At 71.3% G+C, this 23,618-nt stretch carries 26 protein-coding genes; 16 read left to right on the forward strand and 10 right to left on the reverse strand.

Annotated elements, in window-relative coordinates; all coding sequences use genetic code 11:
* Positions 1 to 52: 52 nt before the first annotated feature.
* Entirely contained in the window at positions 53 to 514 is a 462-nt protein-coding gene (locus tag HW578_RS08175) for a GNAT family N-acetyltransferase (RefSeq protein ID WP_198370061.1), read from the forward strand.
* A 102-nt stretch (positions 515 to 616) separates the two neighbouring features.
* On the opposite strand, the gene HW578_RS08180 is transcribed toward HW578_RS08175, so the two are convergent.
* Genes HW578_RS08180 through HW578_RS08190 form a run of 3 tightly spaced genes read right to left on the reverse strand, consistent with a single transcriptional unit; the run spans position 617 to position 3,323 of the window.
* A complete protein-coding gene (locus HW578_RS08180; RefSeq protein ID WP_198370062.1) occupies positions 617 to 1,495 on the reverse strand; it encodes an MBL fold metallo-hydrolase in 879 nt (292 codons plus the stop codon).
* A complete protein-coding gene (locus HW578_RS08185; protein ID WP_198370063.1) occupies positions 1,492 to 2,400 on the reverse strand; it encodes a DMT family transporter in 909 nt (302 codons plus the stop codon). Before HW578_RS08185 ends, HW578_RS08180 begins: the two co-directional genes overlap by 4 nt.
* Complete coding sequence (locus tag HW578_RS08190) at positions 2,400 to 3,323, reverse strand: DMT family transporter (protein WP_369407851.1); 924 nt, start codon at positions 3,321 to 3,323, stop codon at positions 2,400 to 2,402. The genes HW578_RS08185 and HW578_RS08190 overlap by 1 nt, the downstream gene beginning before the upstream one ends.
* A 184-nt stretch (positions 3,324 to 3,507) precedes the next feature.
* On the opposite strand from HW578_RS08190, the gene HW578_RS08195 reads away from it, so the two are divergent.
* Genes HW578_RS08195 through HW578_RS08210 form a run of 4 tightly spaced genes read left to right on the forward strand, consistent with a single transcriptional unit; the run spans position 3,508 to position 6,035 of the window.
* Positions 3,508 to 4,239, forward strand: a complete 732-nt coding sequence (locus HW578_RS08195) for a class I SAM-dependent methyltransferase (protein ID WP_198370064.1) — start codon at positions 3,508 to 3,510, stop codon at positions 4,237 to 4,239.
* Between the two features lie 18 nt (positions 4,240 to 4,257).
* Positions 4,258 to 5,223, forward strand: a complete 966-nt coding sequence (locus HW578_RS08200; protein WP_232478783.1) for a glycosyltransferase family 2 protein — start codon at positions 4,258 to 4,260, stop codon at positions 5,221 to 5,223.
* Between the two features lie 54 nt (positions 5,224 to 5,277).
* Positions 5,278 to 5,628 (forward strand): DMT family transporter, encoded by a 351-nt coding sequence (locus tag HW578_RS08205; protein ID WP_198370066.1) that lies wholly within the window; start codon positions 5,278 to 5,280, stop codon positions 5,626 to 5,628.
* Positions 5,625 to 6,035: a DUF3574 domain-containing protein gene (locus tag HW578_RS08210; protein ID WP_198370067.1), complete on the forward strand. Its 411-nt coding sequence runs from the start codon at positions 5,625 to 5,627 to the stop codon at positions 6,033 to 6,035. The genes HW578_RS08205 and HW578_RS08210 overlap by 4 nt, the downstream gene beginning before the upstream one ends.
* Here HW578_RS08210 and HW578_RS08215 read toward each other — a convergent pair whose 3' ends face one another.
* Together HW578_RS08215 and HW578_RS08220 are read right to left on the reverse strand one after the other, a co-directional pair.
* The gene (locus HW578_RS08215) at positions 6,036 to 6,713 is read right to left on the reverse strand and encodes a hypothetical protein (protein WP_198370068.1); all 678 of its coding nucleotides are present in this window, start codon (positions 6,711 to 6,713) and stop codon (positions 6,036 to 6,038) included.
* A 179-nt stretch (positions 6,714 to 6,892) separates the two neighbouring features.
* Positions 6,893 to 9,664, reverse strand: a complete 2,772-nt coding sequence (locus HW578_RS08220; RefSeq protein ID WP_198370069.1) for a phosphoenolpyruvate carboxylase — start codon at positions 9,662 to 9,664, stop codon at positions 6,893 to 6,895.
* A 284-nt stretch (positions 9,665 to 9,948) separates the two neighbouring features.
* Between HW578_RS08220 and HW578_RS08225 the strand changes: the two genes are divergently transcribed.
* Positions 9,949 to 10,947 carry an NAD(P)H-dependent flavin oxidoreductase gene (locus tag HW578_RS08225; protein ID WP_198370070.1) on the forward strand — a complete coding sequence of 333 codons (999 nt, stop codon included), beginning with the start codon at positions 9,949 to 9,951 and terminating at the stop codon, positions 10,945 to 10,947.
* A 66-nt stretch (positions 10,948 to 11,013) separates the two neighbouring features.
* On the opposite strand, the gene HW578_RS08230 is transcribed toward HW578_RS08225, so the two are convergent.
* The 4 genes from HW578_RS08230 to HW578_RS08245 form a co-directional block, all read right to left on the reverse strand.
* Complete coding sequence (locus tag HW578_RS08230; RefSeq protein ID WP_198370071.1) at positions 11,014 to 12,150, reverse strand: DegT/DnrJ/EryC1/StrS family aminotransferase; 1,137 nt, start codon at positions 12,148 to 12,150, stop codon at positions 11,014 to 11,016.
* A gap of 11 nt (positions 12,151 to 12,161) precedes the next feature.
* Entirely contained in the window at positions 12,162 to 13,154 is a 993-nt protein-coding gene (locus HW578_RS08235; RefSeq protein WP_198370072.1) for an NAD-dependent epimerase/dehydratase family protein, read from the reverse strand.
* A 61-nt stretch (positions 13,155 to 13,215) separates the two neighbouring features.
* The gene (locus HW578_RS08240) at positions 13,216 to 14,148 is read right to left on the reverse strand and encodes a potassium channel family protein (protein ID WP_198370073.1); all 933 of its coding nucleotides are present in this window, start codon (positions 14,146 to 14,148) and stop codon (positions 13,216 to 13,218) included.
* 29 nt (positions 14,149 to 14,177) lie between these two features.
* The gene (locus HW578_RS08245) at positions 14,178 to 14,528 is read right to left on the reverse strand and encodes a RidA family protein (RefSeq protein ID WP_198370074.1); all 351 of its coding nucleotides are present in this window, start codon (positions 14,526 to 14,528) and stop codon (positions 14,178 to 14,180) included.
* Positions 14,529 to 14,587: 59 nt separating this feature from the next.
* Between HW578_RS08245 and HW578_RS08250 the strand changes: the two genes are divergently transcribed.
* From HW578_RS08250 to HW578_RS08290, 9 genes are all read left to right on the forward strand, one after another.
* On the forward strand, positions 14,588 to 15,094 hold the full coding sequence (locus HW578_RS08250; protein ID WP_198370075.1) for a YqhA family protein: 507 nt from the start codon (positions 14,588 to 14,590) through the stop codon (positions 15,092 to 15,094).
* Positions 15,095 to 15,360: 266 nt separating this feature from the next.
* Complete coding sequence (locus tag HW578_RS08255) at positions 15,361 to 16,011, forward strand: hypothetical protein (protein WP_198370076.1); 651 nt, start codon at positions 15,361 to 15,363, stop codon at positions 16,009 to 16,011.
* 68 nt (positions 16,012 to 16,079) lie between these two features.
* The gene (locus HW578_RS08260) at positions 16,080 to 17,060 is read left to right on the forward strand and encodes a Bug family tripartite tricarboxylate transporter substrate binding protein (protein WP_198370077.1); all 981 of its coding nucleotides are present in this window, start codon (positions 16,080 to 16,082) and stop codon (positions 17,058 to 17,060) included.
* Positions 17,061 to 17,082: 22 nt separating this feature from the next.
* The gene (locus HW578_RS08265) at positions 17,083 to 17,475 is read left to right on the forward strand and encodes a hypothetical protein (RefSeq protein ID WP_198370078.1); all 393 of its coding nucleotides are present in this window, start codon (positions 17,083 to 17,085) and stop codon (positions 17,473 to 17,475) included.
* Positions 17,476 to 17,702: 227 nt separating this feature from the next.
* Positions 17,703 to 18,248, forward strand: a complete 546-nt coding sequence (locus HW578_RS08270) for a hypothetical protein (protein WP_198370079.1) — start codon at positions 17,703 to 17,705, stop codon at positions 18,246 to 18,248.
* Between the two features lie 179 nt (positions 18,249 to 18,427).
* Positions 18,428 to 19,453 (forward strand): ABC transporter substrate-binding protein, encoded by a 1,026-nt coding sequence (locus HW578_RS08275; RefSeq protein WP_232478784.1) that lies wholly within the window; start codon positions 18,428 to 18,430, stop codon positions 19,451 to 19,453.
* Between the two features lie 134 nt (positions 19,454 to 19,587).
* Positions 19,588 to 20,406, forward strand: coding sequence for an ABC transporter ATP-binding protein (locus HW578_RS08280; protein WP_198370081.1), 819 nt, complete (start codon positions 19,588 to 19,590; stop codon positions 20,404 to 20,406).
* Complete coding sequence (locus tag HW578_RS08285; protein WP_198370082.1) at positions 20,393 to 21,217, forward strand: ABC transporter permease; 825 nt, start codon at positions 20,393 to 20,395, stop codon at positions 21,215 to 21,217. The genes HW578_RS08280 and HW578_RS08285 overlap by 14 nt, the downstream gene beginning before the upstream one ends.
* Positions 21,214 to 21,909, forward strand: coding sequence for a maleate cis-trans isomerase family protein (locus HW578_RS08290; RefSeq protein ID WP_198370083.1), 696 nt, complete (start codon positions 21,214 to 21,216; stop codon positions 21,907 to 21,909). The genes HW578_RS08285 and HW578_RS08290 overlap by 4 nt, the downstream gene beginning before the upstream one ends.
* Before the next feature lie 16 nt (positions 21,910 to 21,925).
* Here the strand turns inward: HW578_RS08290 and HW578_RS08295 are convergent, their stop codons facing one another.
* Positions 21,926 to 22,969: a helix-turn-helix domain-containing protein gene (locus HW578_RS08295; RefSeq protein ID WP_198370084.1), complete on the reverse strand. Its 1,044-nt coding sequence runs from the start codon at positions 22,967 to 22,969 to the stop codon at positions 21,926 to 21,928.
* A 224-nt stretch (positions 22,970 to 23,193) separates the two neighbouring features.
* Here HW578_RS08295 and HW578_RS27745 point away from each other — a divergent pair.
* Positions 23,194 to 23,618, forward strand: a 425-nt coding sequence (locus HW578_RS27745; protein ID WP_232478785.1) for a hypothetical protein, incomplete at its 3' end; no start/stop codon positions are given.

Below are 23,618 nucleotides of genomic sequence, written 5' to 3' on the forward strand. Positions count from 1 at the left end.
CGGGGCGCCGTCCGCCCAGGCGGGCGGCGCCCCTTTCGCATCCAGGTCCCGCATGATGATCGCGCCCCTGCCGCCGGACCAGCGCCATCGCCTCGCACCGCTGCTCGAAGCCTATGCGGCGGAGATGCGCGACACGCTGGCGGGCTCGCGCCCCGCCTCCGGTGACGCGGCCGCCGCACTCCTCGCCGCCGATCCGCGCGCCGAGGTGCTCGCGGCGCAGGAGGGCGAGGCCATCCTGGCCTTCGCCATCTTCTTCGACCTGCCCGAGGCGGTCTTCGCGCGGCGCTGCAGCGCGCTCGACGACCTGTTCGTCCGCCCGGACAGCCGCGGGCGGGGCATCGCGCGCGCCATGATCGAAGCACTCTGCGCGCTGGGGCGCGAGCGCGGCTGGTCGCACCTGCGCTGGATCGTGCCCGAGGCCGACCGCGGGGCGATCGCGCTCTATGAGCGCATCGCCGCGCGCGCCGACTGGCGGTCCTACGTGATCCGGCTGGATCCCGAGGCGTCGCTCTGAGGGCAAGAGCCGCATCGCCTCGGCGCGCTGCGGCGCCTCCAGCCTGTTGCCTTGGCGAGCATCGTCACCCGATCGGGCGATGCCACCTGATCGGGATCTGCTCTACCGCGCCTCGAAGGACTCGCCGTCGCGCGCCGCTTCACCCTCCGCCGCCAGCTTGACCAGGTGCGCGAGCAGGCTGCGCGCCGCCGCCGGCACCAGGCGCGCATCCAGCGCCGGGCCATAGACCGCGCCCACCAGGTCGCGCGCGGTGGCGCGCTTCGCCGCGCGCAGGGCGTCCAGCACCATCGCCTCGCGCTCGATCCGGTGCGCCGCCAGCGCCGCCATGAAGGGCTGCGGGTCGGGCAGCGGCGGGCCGTGGCCGGGCAGCAGCAACCGGTCGTCGCGCGCGCGCAGCCGCGCGAGCGACGCCATATAGGCCGCCATGTCGCCATCCGGCGGGCTGACCACGGTGGTCGACCACGACATCACGTGGTCGGCGCTGAACAGGATGCCGGTGCCCTCGAGCGCGAAGCAGAGGTGGTTGGCGCAATGCCCGGGCGTGTGGATGGCGCGCAGGCTCCAGTCGAGCCCGCCGACCTCCCCACCGTCGGGCACGGTCACGTCGGGGCGAAAGCCATGATCGCCGCCCTCCCCGCCCTGGTCGGGCGGTGTCAGGTGCGGGCCGAAGCCGAAGCTGGTCGCACCCGTGGCCTCGCGCAGCGCGGCGACGCCCGGCGAATGGTCGCGATGCGTATGGGAGACGAGGATATGCGTGATGCGCTCGCCATGCGTCGCGCGCAGGATGGCACGCAGATGCGCGGGGTCCTCCGGCCCGGGATCCAGCACCGCGACCGAGAGCCCTTCCCCGATGATCCAGGTGTTGGTGCCGCGGAAGGTGAAGGGTCCGGGGTTGGCGCAGAGCAGGCGGCGCACGCCGGGGGCGACCTGCTGCACCTCGCCCGGCGGCAGCGTGTCATCCTTGAGGAAGGGGATGCTCATTCGTTCCTCCGCTGCCGGCTGCGGCGCAGTTCCCGGTGCAGGATATAGAGCCCGGAGGCGACGATCAGCGCCGCGCCCGCCAGCGTGCTCCAGCCCGGCGCATCCGAGAAGACCACCCAGCCGATCGCCACCGACCACAGGATCGATGTGTAGGAATAGGGCCCGAGGGCGGAGACCTGGGTCGACGCATAGGCTTCCGTCAGCATGATCTGCGCCACGCCGCCGATCAGCCCCACCAGCACCAGCAGCACCAGTTCGAAGAAGCTCGGCGTGGCCCAGACGAAGGGCAGGGCCACCAGGGTGAACAGCGTCATCAGCAGCGATTGCCACAGCACGATGGTGGCCGAGGATTCGGTGGCCGAGAGCGATCGCACCAGCAGGGTGGTCATGGCCGACCACACCCCCTGCGCCACCGCCACGGCCATGCCGACCTGCACCACCGTGCTGGGCATGCCACCGCCCTGGAAGGCGCCCTGCCCCAGCGCGATCACCAGGATGCCCACGAAGCCCATCAGCACGGCGGACCAGCGGTGGATGCCGACCTTCTCGCCCAGGAAGGGGATGGAGAGCAGGGTGACAAACAGCGGCGTGGTGTAGGTCAGCGCCGTCTGTTCCGCGAGCGGCAGGACGGTCAGCGCATAGAAGGAACAGCCCTGCGCCATGGTGCCGGTGAAGGCGCGCACGACATGGCCGGGGAAGCGCTTCGTGCGCAGCAGCCCCCAGTCGCGCCCCCGCGCGGCGATGACGAACATCACCGGCAGGGCGAAGGCGGATCGGAAGAACATCGTCTCGATGAAGTGGATGTTGCTGCTCAGGCCCTTGATCAGCGCCGACATGATGGTGAAGAGCGCCGTGGCGCCCAGCATCAGCAGGGCGCCACGGCGGATGTCGTGGCGCAGCGGCACTAGCCGTCCCGCCGTTCTTCGGCGCGGCGCACCCTTTCGCGGTGCAGGTTGTACAGCCCGGCGACGATCACGATCACGGCCCCCCCCACGGTCGTCCAGGCCGGTATCTCGACCCAGATCAGGAAGCCGAGGATGCCCCCGATCAGCAGCGGCGAATACTCGTAAGGTGCCAGCGCCGAGACGGGTGCCAGGGCGAAGGCGCGCGCGAACAGGATATGCGCGATGGCATTCGCCACGCCGAAGAAGACCAGCGCCAGGATCACCCAGATCCCGGGGATCGCCGCGGGCGGCGGGAAGGCCGGCAGCAGCAGCACCCCCATCGGCACGTGCGCCACCATGAGCCAGAAGGCGATCGCCCCCGGCCCGTCGGTCGCCGAGAGCACCCGCGTCCAGATGCGCGTCACCGCCATGGCGACCACGGCCACCAGCAGGAAGGCCGTCTCGGAGCGCCAGAGGTCGCCGCCTGGCTGCAGCATGAACAGCACGCCGGCGAAGCCCAGGGTGGTGGAGGTCCAGCGCCGCCAGCCCACCCTCTCGCCCAGCATCGGGATCGCGAGCAGGGTCATCAGCAACGGCGCGGCGGCGGCGATGGCATAGGAATCGACCAGCGCCATGCCCGACAGCCAGGCCCAGTACCAGGTGGCCGAGACGCCGCAATGCAGCACGCCGCGGATCGCCAGCAGACGCCGGTTCACTGGCGCGATGCCGCGCCCGCGCGTGATCACCAGCACCGCCAGCGCGCCGACCACGCCGCGCGCGATCATCGAGACCGCCACGCCCACCTCGGGCAGCGCCCATTTCACCGCGACGTCGGCGCCGGTGATGACCAGGTAGGCCGACAGGATGAGCAGGATGCCGCGCACGGCTTCCGCGCCGGTGGGCACGGTGAGGCCGCGGATGCGCTGGCGCGCGTCGTCAGACACGGGCGGGGCGGCGCGGCGTGCGGGCGCGCGGCGCCGGCATGGGTGGGGAGCGTTGTGCGGGAAAGGTCATGGATTGGGTTGCGTATCCTCGACGCGATGCGCGCCAGAAGCAACACGAACCCGCATCCGTATCGACCCGCGGCTGCCATGTTCCGGCCTTGCTGCAGTGCGATGGAACACGCCCGTGGAAGCTGCCGAATACGACCTGATGGATGCGGCCGAGGAGCGCATGTGGTGGTACCGCGCGCTCCATGCCCGTGTGACCGATGCGCTGGCCCGCCGCCCGGGACCGCCGGGCGCGGTTCTCGATGCCGGCTGCGGGACCGGGGGGCTGCTGCGCCGGATGGGCGTGCTCGGGCGCCCGCTTGTCGGGCTGGACTTCAACCCGGCGGCCGCCTTGCGGGCGGCGGGAAAATCCGGCGCGGCGGCGGCGGCGGGGGATGCCAACCGCCTGCCCTTCGCACCCGGCGTCTTCGCGGCGCTCACCTCCTGCGACGTGCTGTGCCACCGCGCGGTCGACCCGCCGGCCGCGCTAGCGGAATTCCATCGCGTGCTGGCGCCGGGCGGGACGCTGGTGTTGAACCTTCCGGCCTATGACTGGATGCATTCGGCGCATGACGAACGTGTGCACAACTCACGGCGATTCACCGCCGGCGGGGCGCGCGCGCTGGTCGGGCGGGCCGGATTCGCCGCCGTCGAGGCGCGCTACTGGAACGCACTGCTGCTGCCGCTCATGGTCCTGCAGCGCAAGGTGCTGAAGTCGGATGCGGCGCATGACAGCAGCGACGTCGCCCCCTTCCCGCCATGGCTGGATGCCACGCTACATGGCGTGACCGTGGCCGAACGGGCCCTCGCCCGCCTCGGGCTGCGCTATCCTGCGGGCGGATCCATCCTGGTGGTCGCGACGCGGCCCTGAATGTCGGAGAGTTCTTCCATGTCCACCACCTCGGCCGGGGCGACACACCCGGTCGGCCTGTCAATCGTCGTGCCGGTCTATCGCGGCGCCGCCACTGTCGGCGCCCTGGTCGCCGCCCTTTCGGCGCTGCGGCCCGAGGGCGGCCTCGAGATCATCCTGGTGAACGACGGCAGCCCCGACAATTCCGGCGATGTCTGCCGCGAGCTCGCCCGGACCGCCACGGTGCCGCTCACCTATATCGAGCATGCGCGCAACTTCGGCGAGCACAACGCGGTCATGACCGGGCTACGCCACGCCCGCGGCGCCTATGTCATCACCATGGACGACGACCTGCAGAACCCGCCCGAGGAGGTGATCCGCATCTACGACCATGCGCGGACGGGCGGCTTCGACGTGGTCTACACGCGCTATGCCGTGAAGGAGCATGAGGGCTGGCGCAACCTCGGATCCCGCTTCGCCAACTGGGTGGCGGACCAGCTCATGGACAAGCCCAAGGGGCTTTACCTCTCATCCTTCCGCTGCATGTCGGCCTTGGCCGTCGGCGAAGTGGTGAAGTACCGCGGCCCCTACCCCTATGTGGACGGGTTGCTGATGCAGGTGACGCAACGGCTCGACAGCATCGAGGTCAAGCACTTCGCCCGCGTCGAGGGCCGGTCCAACTACACCATGCGCCGGCTGATCCGGCTGTGGATGAACCTCGCCACCAATTTCTCGGTGCTGCCGCTGCGCCTTGCGGTGGTGGCCGGGGTAGCGATGGGCTTCCTCGGGCTGCTGGCGGCGGCCTGGGTGGTCATCGAGGCGCTGCTGGGCGAGACACCCTCCGGCTGGGCCTCGCTGATGACCGTGACACTGCTGATCGCGGGCGTGCAGTTCATGATCCTGGGCGTGCTCGGCGAATATGTCGGGCGCGCCTTCATGTCGGCGAACGGCAAGCCGCAGGGCGTGGTGCGCGAAGTGATCGCCGCGCGGGAGACGACGCCATGACCGCCCACGCGCGGAGGGCCGCACGATGACCGCCAACGCGCGGAGGGCCGCACGATGACCGCCCATTGGATCGCGCTTGCGGCGGCCATCACCACCTCGCTGGTCGGGCAGGTACTGCTGAAGTCCGGCGCGTCGGGGGCGGTGGCGGCGGATGGCGGCTTTATCCACCAGCTGTTCCGCCTGCCCACGATGGTCGGGCTGGTCTGCTACGGCGGCGCGGCACTCCTTTATATAGTGGCGCTGCGCAAGATCCCGATGAGCGTCGCACTCCCCTGCACCGCCGCGTCCTACGTGGTGATCGCCATCATCGGCTGGGCCATGTTCGGGGAGTCGCTGGGCGTGCAGAAGATCGCGGCGATCGGGCTGATTGCGGCCGGCGTGGCGCTGCTGGCGACCACGGCATGATGGCGCGCGCGGCGGCGCTGCTGCTGCCCGCGCTGCTCGCAGCCTGCGCGGCGCCGCCGCCCGCCTGCCCCGACGGCACCACCCAGGCCACCATCGCCGAGGCCTATTTCGGCCGCTCCCGCCGCGACGGCCCCGAGATCACCGAGGCCGAGTGGCGCGACTTCCTCGCGGCCACCGTCACGCCCGCCTTCCCCGATGGGCTGACCGCGCTGGATGGCCGCGGCCAGTGGCGCCGGCCCGACGGCACGATCCTGTCGGAGGCGAGCAAGGTGCTGGTCCTGGTGCTGCCAGGCGCGGATGCCGCTGCGGCACGGGCGCGGATACGACCCGTGGAGGAGACCTGGAAGGCGCGCTTCCGCCACCAGTCGGTGCTGACGGTCTATCGCAGCGCCTGCGTCGGGTTCTGATCAGGGCGCGTTGCCGATCCGGAAATACAGCCCGGACATGCTGCCCGCCGCACCGCAGAAATCCGAGGGGCGGCGCGTCAGCATCCGCACGCGCAGCATCGCACCCTCCCGCCGAAGCTCCAGCGCGCCGTCGCGGGTCTCCAGCCATTCGACGCGGGTGGTGTCGCCCTCACCGTCGTAGTCGCACATCCAGGCGAGATTATTGACGTCGATGGTGCTGACCGAGATGCGGTAATGGCCGCCCCCAGCGCGTTCGACCACCACCTGCCCCTGCACGCCGACCCAGTTGCCATCGATGCTCCCGGGCGGGTCGTGCTCGATGCGCATCAGCCGCACCAGCCGGGCTTCCATGGCGCCACGCAGGGCGCCGCGCGGGTCCGCCTCGTCGAGGGTGCCGTCGGGGTGGAAGAACAGGTCCCGCGACAGGCTGCGCCGCCAGGCGGCCTGCTGGTCCGCCAGTTCAGCGGCGCTCTGCGCGCCGAGCAGCGGCGCGAGTTCCGCGATCCGCATGCGCTGGGCCTGGTCGATCAGGGCAAGCCAGGGATCGCCCGCGATCGCCGCCTCCACCGCGCGCGCAGCCCCGGCGCAATCGACATGACGGCGCGCCGGGCAGGGTTGCTGCGCCGCGGCGGGCATCGCGGCGAGCAGCAGGATCATGAGGGGCAGCAGGCGAAGCATTATCCCCCACCGTGCCGCGGCGGTGCGGACCGGCCACGGAACCGTTTCACAGGCCGCAGGCCGCATGGCGCGCCCGCCCTGCCTGCGCGCAGGCGCTGGGCGCCCAGGAGGAGGCAAGACCCGCCGGATTCGCCGAAGGCCGCGCGCGATGCGTGTCCCGCCGGCGCGGCATCGCGCCCTCAGCCGAAGGCCCCGACCTCGTGGCTCACCACCGCCGAACATTCGCGCACGAGCGCGAAGCAGCGCGCCATCGGCCCAAGGATCGCGGCGTGCTCGGCGGCATAGGACGCACCCTCGCGCGGCGCGGCCGGCTCGGCGAAGTCGAGCCCCGTCGCCGGGTCCGGCGCGGCGGGGAAGATCTGCCCCAGCAGATCGAGCACCGGCGGCACATCAAGCTGCAATAGCCGCGCGATCAGGCTCTCGCGCGTCGCGCCATGGCGCGGGCTGAATTCGGGCAGCGAGACCGCCAGCAGCCATAGCCGCTGCACCAGGCAGAGCCGCAGCGCATGCACCAGCACCAGGCGGTCGGGCATGGAAGGCAGGTCGGGCCAGGCGGCGCGCAGCGCCTGGTGGTCGGCCTGCAGGCGGCGGAACATCCGCCGCGTGGCTGGCGAGAGGTCGAGCCGCTCCAGCGCATGCGCCACCGCCGTCAGCGCCTCCCGCCGGCCGGGGCGCTTCGTGAATCCGGCACGGTCGAGCCAGGGCGACGGGTCCAGCATGTCCACCGCCGCGCGCAGCACACCAAGGTCGGAACACGCCGAAGCACGCGCCGCCATGGCCAGCGCGCGGGCGAAGCGTGGCGAGCGTGCCAGCATGTCGGCGAAGGCATCCGGGTTCGCCGCCGCCGCCGCCCCCAGCCCGTGCAGCGTGTTCGCCAGCCAGCCCATCTGGTGAAGGATCGCGTTGTTCGGAATGGCGCGCAGTTGCGACGGATGCGTGATGCGCAAGGCGCCGCCCATGCCGTCCACCTGCCGCGCGGCGGGGCGCGAGCCGGTCCTGTCGAGAAGCCCGGGGCCGAAGGCGCCGAGCAGCGCGGCATAGCCCGGGTCCTCGACCAGCGCCGCCATCTCGCGCCGGAGCGTGGCGAAGAAATCCGCCGCCCAATCGGCCTCGGCATAGATCGGGTCAGGCGCGGCAGGCAGCGGGCCGAAGGCATGCTCGGCGATGCGCGCGACCGTGGCGCGCGCCAGCGCGGCCGTGCCGAACAGCATGTAGCCGTCGCTGCCCTGGAAGGCAGTCTCCTCGCGCAGCGGAAGGTTGGCCGAGGCGAGCGCGGCGCGCGCCGCCGGCGGCGAGAGATAGGCGAAGCGGTCCGCCAGGCTGTCCGGATGCCCGCCGCGGCCGATGCTCTCGCCATGGGTGTCGAAGAGCACCAACTCGATCCCCTCGAGCGCGTGCCGGCGCAGCAGCTCCGCCAGCCGGATCTTGAGCCGTTCCGCGAGGTAGGACGCCGCGAGCTGCCCCACATAGCGCCCTGAATCCGAGTAACCGAATTGCAGGCAGAGCCGCCCGTGCGCGCGCAGGTAGTCGCGGTAATGCGGTGAGCGCAGCGCCTCCTCGAGCACACGCTCGCCGCGCTCCAGCGCCTCGGCCGTCTCGAACAGGGGGGAGATCTCGATGCGATCGGCGATGCCCAGGCGCTTCGCCAGCCACAGCGCGCCGAGCAGCGTGTAGCCGGTCTCGGTCTCCGCGATCAGGAAGCGCACCGGCTGGCTGGCATCGATGTGCTTGAGCATCTGCGCGACCGTCATCATCAGCCGCACGGCGGAGGCCTGCTCGGCCAGCAGCGCGCCATAATCCACCGGCAGCGGCGTGACCTCGGCGAGCGCGGCGTTCACCTGCGCCAGCAGGCCGCGCCGCGCCGCGCGGTCCTCCGGCGCGGCGGCGATGCCCAGGCGCTGGCGCAGCGCGTTGTGGATCTGCGCCGCGTTCAGCCGCACATGCGTATGCGCCAGCGCGAGGCCATGCGCGACCAGCCCGGCGCGCTGCACCGCGAGCGTTGCGCGCGCGGCGGCGTCGGGCGCGGCCTCCATCGCCGCCGGGAACAGCGCCACCAGGGGATCGGGGGTGGCGAGCGCGACATCGCGGCCATCCACCATCTGCCGGGCGAAGGCCTGCACGGCGGTGGCCTCGGTCCTCTCGGGCGCGGCCGCTTCCTGCGCGGCGACCATGGCCGCGGCGGCGCGCGCACGCGCCACGATCGGCGCCGCGCAGTCGCCGAGCGGTTCGAGCCGGTCCGCCAGGCGATCCAGCTGCAGCCGCTTCATGCGCAGCCGCAGCCGCAGCGTGTCCTGCCAGCCGATATCGGTTCGCCCGTCGGTGTCATAGCCGACCCAGCTCGACAGGATCACCGGGCGCGGCAGCAGCGCCAGCGCGCGCTCGCCCCAGACAGCGCGCCCGGCGTCGAGCAGCGCCGCCGAGAGGTCGTCCAGCGCATCGCGCCCGCGCGCGATGGCCGCCGCCGCCTGGTCGAATTCCTGCGCGAGCGTGACCGGCGCGGGGCGGTGCGACAGCCCCTGGGGCAGCGGTGCGCCGGAGGCCGCCTCGGCCAGCGCGGTAGAGGTGGCGAGCGGCAGGGAAAAGGTGGGGTGCGCGGTGAAGACCGCGGCGAAGCGGGGGCGTTCCACCGCCTCGCGGAAGGCGGCGAAGGGAACCGGGCTGTCCTCGGGATCCGGGCGCACCAGGCTCACGGCGATGCGCGCGAGCGCTGGGGCATCCTCGCCCAGACCGACATAGGCAGCGAGGCGCGCGGCACGGTCCGCCGCGGAATCCTGCGCCAGGCCGGCGATCAGCGCGCCGAGGTCGTCGAGGCCGACGCGTCCCTCATCCATGGCGCGGCTGATGTCGAGCGCCACCAGCAGCACGGGATCGCCGAAGGGATCGGCGGCGGCGGCCTGGCGCGCGCCGCGCAGGCGGGCGAGCAGGTCAGGGGGCGCGGCGGCATCGTCCATGCCGGCGATGCTGCACCCGCGAAGATGCCGATTGCGAGTCCGAAAACACGGCAAGAGGGCGGCTTCGCGGCCTGATCTGCCCCGCCAGGGGGCAGTTCGCCCGCCCCGGCGGCGAACCGGCCCGCAAGTGCAGGACGGCACGCGCCACGGCGCAGGCTGCCGGTCATCAACCGGCACGCCGGGCGGCCTCACCTGGCCGGCGCATCGCGCGCGGACCACCGGCACGCTCGACACTGGCGCGCGAACCGGCGAGGCTCCCGCCACACAGGCCACGGGGGAACCGCATGTCGCTGATCGAAAGCCTGAAGGGCCGGCTGCGCCTGCCGCTGATCGGATCGCCGCTGTTCATCATCTCGGTGCCCGACCTGGTGGTCGCGCAATGCACCTCGGGCGTGATCGGCTCAATGCCCTCGCTGAACGCGCGGCCGGTCGAACAGCTCGACGAATGGCTGGCGGAGATCAAGGAACGGCTCGCCGCACACGACGCCGCGCATCCGGACCGGCCTTCCGCGCCCTTCGCCATCAACCTGATCGTCCACCGCTCGAACGACAGGCTCGACCAGGACCTGGCGCTGTGCGTGAAGCACAAGGTGCCGCTGATCATCAGCAGCCTGGGCGCGCGGCCGGAAGTGAACGACGCGATCCATTCCTACGGCGGCCACATCATCCACGACGTGATCAACCAGACCTTCGCCCACAAGGCCATCGAGAAGGGCGCGGACGGGCTGGTGCTGGTGGCGGCGGGCGCGGGCGGGCATGCCGGCGCGCAATCCCCCTTCGCGCTGCTGCAGGAAACCCGGGCCTGGTTCGACGGGCCCATCGCCCTGTCGGGCGCAATCGCCCATGGCCGGTCGATCCTGGCGGCGGAGGCCATGGGGGCGGACTTCGCCTACATGGGCAGCGCCTTCATCGCCACGCAGGAAGCGCGTGCGGTGGAGGACTACAAGCGGATGATCGTCGACAGCAGCGCGCAGGACATCGTCTACACCAACCTGATCACCGGGGTGCACGGTAACTACCTGAAGCCCTCGCTGCGCAATGCGGGGCTCGACCCGGACAACCTGGGCGGCGTCGAGGGATCGCAGATGAACTTCGGCACCGACCGCAAGCGGAAGTGGAAGGACATCTGGGGTGCGGGGCAGTCGGTCGGCGGCATCGACGCGGTGGTGCCCACGGCCGCGCTGGTCGATCGGCTGGCGGCGGAATACGCGCAGGCCCGGAACCGGCTGAACGCCGGATCTCCCATGGTGAACCCGGGCTGGGGGCGGCGCGCGGCGGCGTGAGGCTCGCGCAAGGGGGGCGCTGCCGCCAAGGTCAGGAGGGAGGGCAGAGCCCTCCCCGCGCCAACGTCACAACCCGCGCAACGCCCCGCAGATCCGCTCCACCTGCGCATCCGTCAGTTCCGGATACATCGGCAGGCTGACCACTTCGCCGGCGGCCTTCGCCGTCTCCGCGCAGCCGGCCGGACCCAACGGCGTGCGATCCCTGTAGGCGGATTGCAGGTGGACCGGGACGGGGTAGTGGATGCCGGTGCCGATCCCCTGGGCCTTGAGCTGGGCCTGGATGGCCGCACGGTCCTCGGTGCGCAGCACATACTGGTGGAAGACGTGCTCGGCGCCGGGGCGGCGGTGCGGCGGCGCGAGGGAGGAGCCGGCGAGAGCCTCGTCATAGGCGCCGGCGATGGCACGGCGGCGCGCATTGCCGGCGTCGAGCGCGGTCAGCTTCACCCGCAGGATGGCGGCCTGCACCTCATCGAGGCGGGAATTCACGCCGACCATGCTGCTGATGTAGCGCTCCTTCCAGCCGTATTGGCGGATGGCGGCGATGCGTTCGGCGAGTTCGGCATCTGCGGTGGCGAGCACGCCGCCATCCCCGAGCGCGCCGAGGTTCTTGGTGGGATAGAGGCTGAAGGCCGCGGCGGTGCCCAGCGTGCCGAGCATGCGCCCATCGAGCGTCGCGCCGTGGCACTGGGCGCAGTCCTCGATCAGCGGAATGCCGCGGGCGGCGCAGGCTTCCAGCATCGGCCCGAGGTCGCAGGCCTGGCCGTAGATGTGGACCGGGATCACCGCCCTGATCGGCGGCAGGCCGGGCGGCGGGTGGTCGAGCACGCTCAGCAGCTCGTCCGGGTCCATGGTGTAGGTGTCGGGATCGATGTCGAGCAGCAGGGGCGTCGCGCCCACCATCTCGATCGCGGCGACGGTCGCGACCGCGGTATGCGAGACGGTGGCGACGCTCATGCCAGGCCCGATGCCGAGGCCGCGCAGGATCAGCGCGATCGCATCCGTGCCGTTGGCGCAGCCGACCGCGTGCTGGTCCGCACCGAGCCAGGCGGCGAATTCGGCCTCGAAGGCGGCCCCCTCCTTGCCGAGGATGTACCAGCCGGAGTCGAGCGCGCGGGCGACGGCAGCGTCGATCTCCGCCTTCTGGGCGCGGTAGCCCGCGCCGGGGTCGGCCTGCGGGATCATGGCGAGGGTCGGGGCGTTCATGGCGGGAGGCCTTACAGGTAGTCGGCGAGGCGGGGACGATACCACGCGAGGGAGCGGCGCAACCCCTCGTCGAGATCAACCTTCGGCGCCCAGCCCGAAGCCTTGCGGAAGGCGCTGTCGTCGGCGGCATAGGAGCCGATGTCGATCGGCGCGCGGTCGGCGGGGAATTCGCGAGTCTCGAAGGACCCCTGCCCGCCATTGGCGGCAATCAGGCGGTTCGCGAGGTCGAGCAGCGATGTGGGCGGGCTTCCGCCAAGGTTGAAAACCTGCCCGGAAAGCGCTGTTTTCTCAGCCTTTTCGGCGGAGAGCAGGAAGGCCTCGGTGACGTCCTCGACATAGGTCAGGTCGCGCAGCTGCGCCCCGCCCCAGACCTCGAAGGGCTCGCCCTCGAGCACGCGGCGGATCCAGATGCCGAGGAAGGTCTGGCGCGCATCCCTGATGCGCAGCCGCGGCCCGTAGCAGTTGGTCAGGCGCAGCGAGACGACCGGGCGGTGATGGACGCGCTGTTCCAGCAGCCAGTACTGCTCGCCCGCCCATTTCGACACGCCGTTCGCGTCGGGCGGGTTCACCGGGTGCAGCTCATCGACCGGCAGGGCGCGCGGGCGGCCGTAGAACTGGCGGGTCGAGGCATGCACGACGGTCGCCTTGGGCGCGACCTCCCGCATCACGCCGATCAGGCGCACCTGGGCCACCGCGTTGATGGCGATGTCGGCGACGGGGTCCTTCTGGCCGCCCATGTGGGAGGTCTGCGCGGCCATGTTGAACAGCACGTCCACGCCCTCGCAGAGCGAGTGCAGTTCGGTGTCGCGGATGTCCCCGCGCACCAGCAGCACGCCCGCCCCTTCGAGGTTGCGGGCCGAGGCGCCGCCATCGGGCATCATGGCATCGAGCGCGGTGACCCGCGCGCCGAGCCCGGCCAGGGCATGGCAGAGGTTCGACCCCAGGAAGCCCGCGCCCCCGGTCACCAACACCCGCCGGCCGCGCCAGAATTCGGGGGTCACCATCGCCGTTCCGTGTCCTTGTCCAGTGTGGTCATGCTGGTCCGCGATTGCGGCGGAAAGCCGCCTAGTCCCCGGCGGGACCGGGGCGCTTCGTGGCGGCCTCGGCCCCCAGGACGCGGCGCGTGCGCATGATCTCGGCGAAGCCGAACAGCAGCAGCACCTGGCCGGCCACCACCTGGATCGATGCCAGCAGCCGGATGCCGTCGTCATGCGGCGTGACGTCGCCGTAGCCGACGGTCGCCTGCGTCACCAGGGAGAAATACAGCGCGTCCGGGAAGGGCAGCGGCACCGGCCCCTGCGGCCCATGGAACAGCGCATGCATCGAGAGCCCCTGCGCGATCCGGTAGAAGCAGGCGAACAGGATCACGAGCATGGCGTACATGGCGAGGAAGGCCACCACCGGGACCAGCATGCGCGCGGCGCGTTGGGCCAGTTCCTCGGTGATCAGCGCCATGTCGGTCAGCAGCAGCACCACCCCGCGGACCGAGGCCGCGACGACGATCGCGATGACCAGCATGGCGCCGAGCAGCGCCGCCCCCTGGTCGAAGACCGGCAGGCGGTTGACCGGCAGCGCGAGCGCAAAGGCCCCGACCGCCCAGACCGGGATCAGCCAACGCGCCATGCGCGGCAGGTGGCCGAGGTCGAAGGGGCGTTCGGCCTCCGCCACCAGGCGCAGCGAGCGGCGCCGCACCCAGACCGCGGCGAGGAAGGCCACGACCGGCAGCAGGAACGCCACGGCGCGCGCCCCGTCCGGCGCGGCGGGAAAGGCGGCGCGGCCCATCACCGCGAACAGGCAGGCATAGACCGCGAGCCCCGCGCTGGTGCCGAAGGCGAAATGCAGCCCGTGCGGGAACAGCAGGTAGAGCGTGCCCAGCCCCAGCGCCGCGACGCCGATCACGAGGAAGGGGAAGATCGTGCCCTGGTCGGCCAGGCCGCCGGCCACCAGCAGCCCGAAGGCGAGCGTCATCACGACCGAGCGCAGCCAGCCCTCCGGCAACGCGGCGTGCCTGCCGCCCGGCAGCATGGTCAGGGGGCCAGGGCCACGCCGGTGATCTCGACCCGCCAGGCGGGGTCGACCAGGGGCGCCTCGATGGTCATGCGGGCGGGCTTGTGCGCGGGGTCGAGCCAGGCATCCCAGGCGCGGTTCATCGCCGGCGCGTCGCGGATATCGGCCAGCACCACGGTCACGCTGACCAGGGCGCGCTTGTCGGTGCAGGCCTCGGCCAGCAGGGCATCAATCTGGCGCAGGATATCGGCGGTCTGGCCCTCGGCATCGAGGCTCGCATCGTCGGCCACCTGGCCGGCCAGCCAGACCGTGCCGCCGGCCACCACCGCGCCGGACAGGCGCTGTTCCTCCGCAAGGCGCCGGATCGTCATGGGCTCTCCCTCCCTCCCGCGGCAAACATCGGTCATAAGCCGCGCCGGAGGTTCATCCCATGCGGCCGATTCTCACCAGTGTCATTCTCGCCAGCCGATGGATCGCGGCGATCTTCCTGCTCGGGCTGACGGTAGCGCTGGCGCTGTTCGCGGCGCGATTCCTGACCAAGCTGGTGAAGTTCGGCTCGGGCGTGTTCAGTTCGCCCGAGGACCAGGCGCTGCTCGACCTGCTGCACCTGCTGGACTGGACGCTGGTGGCGGCGCTGGTGGTGATGGTGATCCTCGCCTCCTGGGACAGCCTGGTCACGCCTTTCGACGCCGAGAGCAAGGCGGGCGGGATGTCCTGGATCCGCAAGCTGGATCCGGGGAACCTCAAGGTGAAGCTGGCGGGGTCGATCGTCGCCATCTCCTCCATCCAGCTGCTGCAGCAGTTCCTGCGGGCCGACAGCTATTCCGACCGGACGCTGGCCTGGGCGATGGGGCTGCACGCCATGTTCCTGGTCGGTGCGCTGGTGCTGGCATGGACCGACCGCATTTCAGCCACCACGCGCCCGCCGAAGGAGTGACGGTCGGGCCGCGCGAGCGGCCTGACACCCGGCCGGATCGTGGGCCTGCGGCCATCGGGCGCGATTCGGGATTCAACTTAATCTGTTACCGCCAGGACTTGAACCTGCGCATCAAGAACGCCCGTCAGCACGTCACGATGACTCGCGTTTTTCCTTCGTCAATTCTCGTTTTCACAGCGCGAGAAATGCGCTTTTCGCTTGCCCGGCGATCAATCGTGCCCCTTTATTCGCTCATAAGTTGATATTTGGGGTCGTAAATTCCTGTCATGAGCGAAGTCCGCCGCCTAGAGCGCCGTCCCGCGCGTCTCGACACCATCATCCGCGACCGGCTCAAGACCTGGCCGCAGCGCCCACCGGGCGCGTCCAGCCTTGGCACCGAGGGCGCCTGGCTGCGCGGCCGGCCCAGCGACGGGGAGCCGGTCGCCCAGCCCTACCTCAAGATCCCCGGATCGGACCGGATGCGCACCATCCCGGACGGGCTCTGGCTGCATTTCGGCGGCTCGCCCGAGGATCCCTACGCGGACATCCTCTGCATCGAGGCATGTTCGACCTTCCAGAACCTGCTCGACAAGCGGTCGCGCTTCGCGCCCTCGACCATCTCGCTGCTGGCGCATTGCCCGCTGCCCTGGCTGCTGGCGCCACTGCAGGCCAACGACAGCACGCCGCGCTGGCTGATCATCCCGTTCCTGACCAGCGAGCCGGCCGCTTCGCTCACCGTTCCGGTGCGCGACCTGCGCGTGCTCTATGGCCTGCAGCGCGACCACTACCAGGGTTTCGCGCGCCACCAGATGCCGCATCCGCACGAATACTTCTGCCCGATGGATGCGCTGACCGCGCATGAGGGACACGAGAATCCGGCGATGCGCTCCCTGTTGGCGCGCGCCTCGGCGGCCTCGGCCTTCATGGACCCGCCCTGACCGGCGCATGCTTGACCGCCGGGCGGGGTAGGCCAAAGCTCCCGCCAGCCCAGCCCGGAGCCGCTGCCATGACGGCCACCATCGCGCGCCGCAGCCTGCTGGGCCTCGTGCCCGCGGTGCTCCTGGCCCCCGCCCTGGCCCGCGCGCAGGACCCCTGGCCGGCGCGCAGCCTGCGCATCATCGTCCCCTTCGCCGCCGGTGGCGGCGCCGACGCCGTGGCCCGCGCGCTGGCGCAGAAGCTCCAGGAGAGCCTCGGCCAGCAGGTCGTGGTGGACAACCGGCCCGGCGGGGCAGGCAACATCGGCACCGAGGCCGCCGCCCGCGCCGCGCCGGACGGATACACCTTGCTGTTGACCGGCCCGAGCCACGTCATCAACGCCTACCTGTTCCGCAGCCTGCCCTTCGACCCCGTGGACGGCTTCGTGCCGGTCTCGCTGCTGACCTCCGCCCCCTATGTGCTGGTGGCCGCCCCCAACCTGCCGCAGCGCGGGCTGGCCGAGCTCATCGCCGCGGCGCGCTCGGCACCAGGGTCGATCTCCTACGGTTCGGCGGGCAACGGCACCGCCGGGCACCTCGCGATGGAGATGATCAAGGCGGCCGCCGGCATCGACATGGTCCATGTGCCCTATCGCGGCAGCCCGGCGCTGCTGACCGACCTGATGGCCGGGCGCGTCGCCATCGCCTTCGACAACATCATCTCCTCCTCCGGCGCGATCGCGGCGGGGCAGCTGCGCGCGCTCGCGGTCAGCAGCAGCCGTCGCGCCTCAGCCCTGCCGGCGGTGCCGACAGTGGCCGAGGCCGCCCTGCCCGGCTTCGACGTCACGGTCTGGCAGGGCGCGCTGCTGCCCGCCGGCACCGACCCCGCGATCGCCGCCCGGCTGGCCGCTGCCTGCGCGGTGGCGCTGCGCGCGCCCGAGATCCGCGCCCGCCTGGACACGCTCGGGGTCGAGGCGATCGGCGGCGACCCCGACGGCTTCGCTCGCTTCCTCGCCGCCGAGCATGAACGGTGGGGTGACGCGGTACGGCGGTCAGGGGCGCGGCTTGATTGACGTTATTTCAGAAGGTTGTGCCGTGCAGTTCAACCACGTCGCAAACCGGCTGAACCCCGCGCATTTCAACACCGTCGTCGCGATGCTGACCTCCCGCCTCGGCTTCGTCGTGCTGCGCCGGACCGAACGCTCGATCTGGCTGCGCCAGCCCGGCGCAAATGTTGACCTCCAGTTCAGCCGCAGCGAGACCACGAACCGCGATGTCGACAAGCGGCGATCGCAGGTCGCCTTCCTCAGCGAGACGCCGCGCGAGGACCTCGAGGCATTGGCCACCTGGCTCGGCGAACGGGGCATGGAGGCCGCGGTCGGCGCCTATTCCGACCGTGAATTCTACCTCGACGCCCCGGACGCCTTCGTGGATTTCGTGATCGAGGCGATGCGCCCGGAACTCGCCGACTACGGCCCGGAGGCCTGACCGGGACCGGTCTCTCGCGCGACGACCGCAACCATTGCCTGGCCCTGCCCGCCGGGCAGCGGCTCGCCGTCACGCCAACGCATGCAACCGCCTGCCGCGCCGCCGCAAGCAAGGCGGAGCGCCGGCGCCGGTATGTTGATCTGCATCATCACGCGCCCACCGATCCGGCCGCAAGGTTCACGCGCGGCCGCACCCGGCCGCGCCCGCCCGCAACACGGAGCCCCCCGATGCAGCGCCGCACCCTCCTGATCCTCCCGCTTCTCGCCGCCTGCACCTCGGTCGAGGCGGAGCGCACCACCACCCTCGTGGGCGTCGTCGAGACGGTCGACCCGCAGGCGCGGGAGATTCTGCTCCGCGGCCAGGGCGGCGCACAGACCGGCAAGCTCCTCACCGTCGTCGCAGGGCGGGCGGTGCAGCGGCTCGACCAGATCAGGTCGGGTGACCGCGTGACCGTGCGCTACTACCAGGCGCTCGCGGCGCAGGCGGTGCGGCCCGGCGCCCCCGGCAGCATCCCCTTCGCCGGCGTCGCGATCGCCCGCGAGGCATCGCGTCCGGGCGGTGAGGTCACCCGCGTGCGCTCCGGGCGCGTGACCATCACCGATGTGGACCGCCTCGGCGGTACGGTCAGCTTCGTCGGGCCCGGCGGCCTCACGCGCACCGTGACGGCCGAGAACCTCGACACGCGCGCCTTCATCCTGGGCCTGCGGACGGGCGAACAGGTCGACATGGTCTATGAGGAGGCGCTGGCGATCTCGATCGAGCCGATGCGGTAGCCCCCGATCCGCACCGGCCGGCCGCCCGGAACCCGGGCACCGGCCGCCTGCGGATTGGGCAGGAGTTCCGCCCCGCCCTGCGATTCCTCCCGCCTCATCATCGCCCGGCCTTGCGCGCCCGGGCAGTGATGCCGCAGGAAGGCGGAACGGCCGGCTGCGCCCGGTCCGCAGGGAGACGAATGATGGTCCTGGCTTTCTCGCGGCGCGCCGCGCTCCTCGCCGCCGGCGGCACGCTGGCCGCCCCGCTCGCCGCGCGCGCCCAGGCGCCGCGGGTGCGCCTCATGCTCGACTGGGCCTTCCAGTCGCCCAACGCCTTCGCCCTGCTGGCGCGCGAGAAGGGCTATTTCCGCGCCGCCGGCGTAGATGTGCAGGTGGATCGCGGCCAGGGCGGCGGCGCGGTGCCCGTCGCACTCGCCGGCGGCAGCTACGACATGGGCTATGCCGACATCAACCCGACCATCCGCTTCATGGCCGAGAACCCGGACCGCGGCATCGTCGCGGTGGCGGTGCTGCACGACCGCTCGCCGCTGTGCGCCATCGTGCGCGCCGACGGGCCGATCCGCACGCCCAAGGACCTCGAAGGCAAGCGCCTCGCCGCACCGGATTTCGACGCCGGGCGCCAGCTGTTCCCCGCCTTCGCCAAGGCTGCCGGGATCGATGCCTCGAAGGTGACCTTCCTCTCGGTCACGCCCGCGCTGCGCGAGCCCATGCTGGTGCGGCGCGAGGCGGACGGCGTCACCGGCTTCGTCACCACCTCGGCCCTCGCGCTCAAGGGGATCGGCCTCGCGCACAACCAGCAGCGCGTGATGATGTACTACGACCACGGGCTGAACCTGTATGGCGGCGCCATCCTGACCACCCGCGCCTTCCTCGAGCGCAACCCGGAGGCCGTGCGCGGCGCGACCGCGGCGCTGATGAAGGCCTACATCGAAACCATCCGCAACGGCGCCGAGATGCTCGACGTGCTGAAGCGCGTCGAGCCGCTGACCGACGTGGCGCTCGAACGCGAACGGCACGAGCTCAACCTCGAGCGCGTCATCCTGACCGACAATGTCCGCGCCAACGGCATCTCGGCGGTAGACACCGCGCGGCTGCAGGCGGGGATCGTGGCGGTGGAGGAGGCCTACAACCTGACGCCGCGGCTCCAGGCGGCGCAGATCTACACCACCGACTTCCTGCCGCCGGCGGCCGACCGGCGGATCTGAAGGACGCGCCGGGGGAGGGAACTCCCCCGGGCCCCCTCCTTCTTTTGTCTGTCACCAGGGCGGGCCCGGGCCGACGGCCACCGCCCCCCCGGCGATACACACAAACCCGGCACGCAACGTGCCAGGACCACGGCATGAACACCGCAGCGCCACCCTTCGTGCAGATCGACAATGTCGCCATGCGCTATGGCGGCGTGGAAGGGACCCTCGCACTCAAGGGCACCAGCCTCGACGTCGCGGACGGCGAATTCGTCGCCGTCGTCGGGCCCTCGGGCTGCGGCAAGTCCACCCTGATGCGCCTGGTCACGGGGCTCTGGCCGCCCACCGAGGGCACCGTCATCGTCGATGGGCGCGAAGTCGCCGGGCCGCTCTCGATCGCCGGCATGGCCTTCCAGAACCCGACCCTGCTGCCCTGGCGCAACATCCTCGACAACGTGATGCTGCCCCTCGAAGTCGTGCAGCCGCATCGTCGCCAACTGCGCAGCCAGCGCGGCCACTACGAGCACAAGGCGCGCGAATTGCTGAAGCTGGTCGGGCTCGCGGGGTTCGAGGCGAAGTTCCCTTGGCAGCTCTCGGGCGGCATGCAGCAGCGCGCCTCGCTCTGCCGCGCCCTGGTGCACGACCCGCGGCTGCTGATGCTGGACGAGCCCTTCGGCGCGCTCGATGTCTTCACGCGCGAGGACCTGTGGGACGTGCTGCAGGACGTCTGGATCGCGCGCCGCCCCACCGTCATCCTGGTGACGCACGACCTCAAGGAAGCCGTCTACCTGTCCGACCGCGTGCTGATCATGTCGAACCGGCCAGGGCGAATCATTGCCGAGCGCAGCGTGCCCTATGGCCGGCGGCGCAGCCTCGACCTCACCTACACGGCCGAGTTCCAGGCCATCGTGCATGAACTGCGCGACCGCATCTCCGAGGCCCGCAAGGGGGAGGCCGCCGATGCCGCCGCGTAGCGCCGAAGCCCTGGCCGAGGCCGCGCGCCGCCGCCGCCGGCTCGAGAACGCCCTGCCCTGGCTGGTCATCGCCGGCATGTTCGCGGTGTGGGAGGTCGCCTGCCGCGCCTTCGACATCCCGGTTTTCATCCTGCCCGCGCCCAGCGTGATCGCCGAGAGCATGGTGAAGTGGTGGAGCCCGCTGCTGATCAATTCCTGGGCGACGCTGCAGACCACGGTGGTCGGCTTCCTGATGGCGGTGGTCTTCGGGCTGCTGCTGGGCGTGATGATCGGATCCTCGGTGCTGGTCTATCGCGGGCTCTATCCGCTGCTGATCGCGTTCAACTCGGTGCCCAAGGTGGCGGTGGTGCCGATCCTGGTGATCTGGTTCGGCGCGGGCTTCTGGCCGGCGGTGCTGACCGCCTTCCTGATCTCCTTCTTCCCGATCGTGGTGAATGTCGCGACCGGGATCGCGACCGTGGAACCCGAACTGCGCGACGTGCTGCGCGCGCTCGGGGCGAAGCCGCGCGACATCATCACCAAGGTCGGGCTGCCGCGCGCCATGCCCTATTTCTTCGCCTCGCTGAAGGTCGCGATCACGGTCGCCTTCGTGGGCTCCATCATCAGCGAGACGGTGGCCGCCAATGTCGGCATCGGGCACCTGATGCTGGTCGCATCCTCCCGCTTCGACGTGCCGCTGGTCTTCGCCGGGCTGATCGTGACGGGGATCATGGGCGTGGGCATGTACTGGGTGGCCGCCTCGATCGAGGAACGCACCACCGGCTGGGCCACGCGCGGGCAGAACGACCCGAGGCTTGCGACCGGGGGATGAGCACGATCCGCCTGGGGATGCTCACACCGTCCTCGAACACGGTGCTGGAGCCCGCGACCTACGCGCTGCTGGCCGACACGCCGCACGTCACGGCGCATTTCCAGCGCCTGCGGGTGCTGTCGATCACGCTGGAGGATGGTTCGACCGGCCAGTTCGACCCCGCCCCCATGGTCGCGGCCGCGCAGATGCTGGCCGATGCGAAGGTGCATGCCATCTGCTGGAACGGCACCTCGGGATCCTGGCTCGGCCTCGAGGCCGACCGCGCGCTCTGCGGGGCGATCACCGCGGCGACCGGCCTGCCCTGCACCACCGCAACGCTTGCGCTGCACGACGCACTGCGCGCGCTGGGGGCGCGGCGGATCGGCCTGGTGACGCCCTACCTGTCCAGCGTGCAGGCCGCCATCCTGGCGAACCTGCGGGCCGCGGGCTTCGAGACCGCGGCCGAACGCCACCTCGAAGACCCCGGCAACTACTCCTTCGCGGAGCATTCCGACGCGCTGGTCACGCGCCTGGTGCGCGAGGTCGCGGCCGAGGGCTGCGACGCCATCGCCATCCACTGCACCAATTTCCGCGGACTCGAGGCCGCGCGCCTGGTGCGCGCCGAGACCGGCATCCCGGTGCTGGATTCGGTGGCGGTGGCGCTGTGGGGCGCGCTGCGGGCGGCGGGGGATGCGCCGGCGCTGCCGGGCTGAAGCGCCGCGGGGCCGCCTAAGACCGCCTGGCGCGCCGCAGCACCTCGGCGGGCGTCTCGCCGAAGCGGCGCCGGAAGGCCGCGGCGAAGCGCGAGGCGTTGGTGAAGCCGTGGCGCCGCGCGATCGCGGCGGGCGGCGCATCGGTCCCGGCGAGGCTGAGTTCGCGGTGCACCTGCTCCAGCCGGATGCCATGCAGCGCGCTGAGCGGCGTGGTGCCGCGGAACTGCTGGAACACCGCATCCAGCGTGCGCAGGCTGCAGCCGGCCGCGTCGGCAACCTGGGCCATGCGGATCGGCTCCGCGCAATGCGCGCGCATGAAGTCCTCGGCCCGCCGGACATAGGCCGGAACCACCGCGGCGCGGCCGGCCTCCATCCGGTCGGAATGGTTGTGCGGAACGGCGACCAGCACCAGCCTGGCCAGCAGGTCGGTCATCGCCGCGAGTGCCACGGGATTGTCGGCCATGCCATCCGGCCGCGCGAATTCCTCGAGCACGACATCGAACTGCCGCTTCAGGCTGGCCGCGAGGCCGCGGGTCCAATCGACCTCGGGCCGGAATTCCAGCGGCATGCGCAGGCGCGCATCGAGCAGGTGCTCCAGCACCTTCACGACCTCCCCGACCTTGAGGAAGACGCTGGTCCGCAGGCAATCGTCGCCGATCGTGAACCGCGAAGCGGGACCGGTGCGGTAGGCGAGGCCCTGGCCCGCATGTGCCGTTGCCTCCTGACGGTTCTGGACCAGCGTCATCCCGCCGGCCAGCATGATCGCGAAGCCGAAATATTCGTCGACATCGCCATCGATGGCGACGTCGGTGGCGAAGCGGTTCTCGCCGAGGCTCGCGAGGATCGGCCCGCTCCCCCGGATCGCCAGGCCGAAGATCGGCTGTTCGAAGCGCATGGCGCGCACCGTGCGGTCCCGCAGGCTGTACTTGTACATGCGGCTGTTCGCGGGAAAGCGATCGCTCACGCGCGAATGCGCATCGAGTTCCGCCGGGTCGGTGGCCTGCACCACATTGAACGCCGGCAGGCGGGCAGGATCGACGGTGAGAGCTGCGATCGACATGCGATGCTATTCCATAAGGCCACAAGAACGAGCCAGTCCGACGGCAATGCGGTGGGGACGACGTACAGATCTGGCAAGACCCGAATGAATTCCGCAGGAGATTCGGACACGTCGGGCGGTGCGTGACGATAGCGCTTCGTGCCGCGCGATTCCAGGACCAACACTGTCCCCGACGGCTGGACGCCAGCAGATCCAATAAACCGTGGGTTGCGTGGTCGGCTTCGATGGAGAGCGATGACGTGTCGTGCGCGACGCACCTTGGTTCTATTGGCAGGAGTCTTGGCGGTGCGCGCGCGCCCAACCGCCCCCCGACGGCGCACGGGATCGGCGCGGCAGCGCCGCATTCGTCCGGAGAAGCCTTCGCGCTCAGCGTCGGCGCCTCGCATGATGACGTCGCGGTCGAAGGCGCCAAGGCAGGCGATCCTGCCACCGCGGCTGACGCCCGGGCGCTCCAGCCGGCGATGTTTGCCGGCTTCCTCCACCGCATTGCGGGCAGGCTGTGGGCCACGCCTTCGCAGCCTCGGCGCGGGCGCGGCGGCCAGACGCCTGGACGGGCGGCCGTCCGGCGCGCGACGGACTGCGCGCCGGAGGGCGGCGCGCGATTCCCGGCCACGAACTGGCCGGCACAGATCGGAAGAGCTGTGGTCTT

Source organism: Roseomonas rosulenta (genome assembly GCF_016106005.1).
Taxonomy (GTDB): domain Bacteria; phylum Pseudomonadota; class Alphaproteobacteria; order Acetobacterales; family Acetobacteraceae; genus Neoroseomonas; species Neoroseomonas rosulenta.

What these genes read in the sequence shown, in the direction of transcription:
- HW578_RS08175 (WP_198370061.1), top strand. Translation starts at nt 53, where the DNA reads ATGATGATCGCGCCCCTGCCGCCGGACCAGCGCCATCGCCTCGCACCG.
- HW578_RS08180 (WP_198370062.1), bottom strand. Translation starts at nt 1,495, where the DNA reads ATGAGCATCCCCTTCCTCAAGGATGACACGCTGCCGCCGGGCGAGGTG.
- HW578_RS08200 (WP_232478783.1), top strand. Translation starts at nt 4,258, where the DNA reads ATGTCCACCACCTCGGCCGGGGCGACACACCCGGTCGGCCTGTCAATC.
- HW578_RS08205 (WP_198370066.1), top strand. Translation starts at nt 5,278, where the DNA reads ATGACCGCCCATTGGATCGCGCTTGCGGCGGCCATCACCACCTCGCTG.
- HW578_RS08210 (WP_198370067.1), top strand. Translation starts at nt 5,625, where the DNA reads ATGATGGCGCGCGCGGCGGCGCTGCTGCTGCCCGCGCTGCTCGCAGCC.
- HW578_RS08215 (WP_198370068.1), bottom strand. Translation starts at nt 6,713, where the DNA reads ATGCTTCGCCTGCTGCCCCTCATGATCCTGCTGCTCGCCGCGATGCCC.
- HW578_RS08220 (WP_198370069.1), bottom strand. Translation starts at nt 9,664, where the DNA reads ATGGACGATGCCGCCGCGCCCCCTGACCTGCTCGCCCGCCTGCGCGGC.
- HW578_RS08225 (WP_198370070.1), top strand. Translation starts at nt 9,949, where the DNA reads ATGTCGCTGATCGAAAGCCTGAAGGGCCGGCTGCGCCTGCCGCTGATC.
- HW578_RS08230 (WP_198370071.1), bottom strand. Translation starts at nt 12,150, where the DNA reads ATGAACGCCCCGACCCTCGCCATGATCCCGCAGGCCGACCCCGGCGCG.
- HW578_RS08235 (WP_198370072.1), bottom strand. Translation starts at nt 13,154, where the DNA reads ATGGTGACCCCCGAATTCTGGCGCGGCCGGCGGGTGTTGGTGACCGGG.
- HW578_RS08245 (WP_198370074.1), bottom strand. Translation starts at nt 14,528, where the DNA reads ATGACGATCCGGCGCCTTGCGGAGGAACAGCGCCTGTCCGGCGCGGTG.
- HW578_RS08250 (WP_198370075.1), top strand. Translation starts at nt 14,588, where the DNA reads ATGCGGCCGATTCTCACCAGTGTCATTCTCGCCAGCCGATGGATCGCG.
- HW578_RS08255 (WP_198370076.1), top strand. Translation starts at nt 15,361, where the DNA reads ATGAGCGAAGTCCGCCGCCTAGAGCGCCGTCCCGCGCGTCTCGACACC.
- HW578_RS08260 (WP_198370077.1), top strand. Translation starts at nt 16,080, where the DNA reads ATGACGGCCACCATCGCGCGCCGCAGCCTGCTGGGCCTCGTGCCCGCG.
- HW578_RS08270 (WP_198370079.1), top strand. Translation starts at nt 17,703, where the DNA reads ATGCAGCGCCGCACCCTCCTGATCCTCCCGCTTCTCGCCGCCTGCACC.
- HW578_RS08275 (WP_232478784.1), top strand. Translation starts at nt 18,428, where the DNA reads ATGATGGTCCTGGCTTTCTCGCGGCGCGCCGCGCTCCTCGCCGCCGGC.
- HW578_RS08280 (WP_198370081.1), top strand. Translation starts at nt 19,588, where the DNA reads ATGAACACCGCAGCGCCACCCTTCGTGCAGATCGACAATGTCGCCATG.
- HW578_RS08285 (WP_198370082.1), top strand. Translation starts at nt 20,393, where the DNA reads ATGCCGCCGCGTAGCGCCGAAGCCCTGGCCGAGGCCGCGCGCCGCCGC.
- HW578_RS08290 (WP_198370083.1), top strand. Translation starts at nt 21,214, where the DNA reads ATGAGCACGATCCGCCTGGGGATGCTCACACCGTCCTCGAACACGGTG.
- HW578_RS08295 (WP_198370084.1), bottom strand. Translation starts at nt 22,969, where the DNA reads ATGTCGATCGCAGCTCTCACCGTCGATCCTGCCCGCCTGCCGGCGTTC.